This is a genomic window from Corynebacterium sp. MSK218, from assembly GCF_030232655.1.
GTDB lineage: Bacteria > Actinomycetota > Actinomycetes > Mycobacteriales > Mycobacteriaceae > Corynebacterium.
On the sequence record NZ_JASPGN010000036.1, the window covers coordinates 1 to 572 of the forward strand.

The following is a 572-nucleotide window of genomic DNA, read 5'->3' on the forward strand; positions in this document are numbered from 1 at the left end:
CGATTGGGACGAAGTCGTAACAAGGTACCCGTACCGGAAGGTGCGGGTGGATCACCTCCTTTCTAAGGAGCATTAATAAGACACCAGTTGGTGTTTGCACACTGTTTGTTGTGTGTGGTGGTTGAGTAGACGATTGTTTTGCTGCCACCTTTTTTGAATCGGGTGGAGATACATCTTAACCAGAATGATTGTTGACCAGATGGTTGATTGACTAACACGGTTTTAAAGGTACGTTGGTGCATTGTTGGGTGTCTGGGGCATTATCCCCTGGTTGTCAACCCATGCTGGTAGCACACTGTCGAAGGCTTTTGCTTGGTGGTTGTTGGGTTGGTGTGGGGTGTTGTGTGAGAACTGTATAGTGGACGCGAGCATTAAACTGTGTGCTTGCCATCTTCTTTTGTTGGTGGTGGGTGTCATGGTTTGTGTGATTTCTGTTCTTTTGTGTTTTGTGTAGTTCACGCCAACATGCTTTGGTTGCTGCTTTTGTGGTGGCCGTTGTGTGTTGGTTGTGTGTTCGTTATTGAGGGCGCATGGTGGATGCCTTGGCATGCTGAGCCGATGAAGGACGTGTA

1 protein-coding gene and 1 rRNA gene are annotated in these 572 nt (G+C 47.9%); both read left to right on the forward strand.

The genetic code is table 11. The features are described 5' to 3' along the window. Positions 1 to 62 (forward strand): 16S ribosomal RNA (locus QP922_RS12815); the annotation flags it as partial. Between the two features lie 322 nt (positions 63 to 384). Continuing rightward, on the forward strand, positions 385 to 572 hold a 188-nt coding region (locus tag QP922_RS12820), incomplete at its 3' end, for a hypothetical protein (protein WP_284809909.1).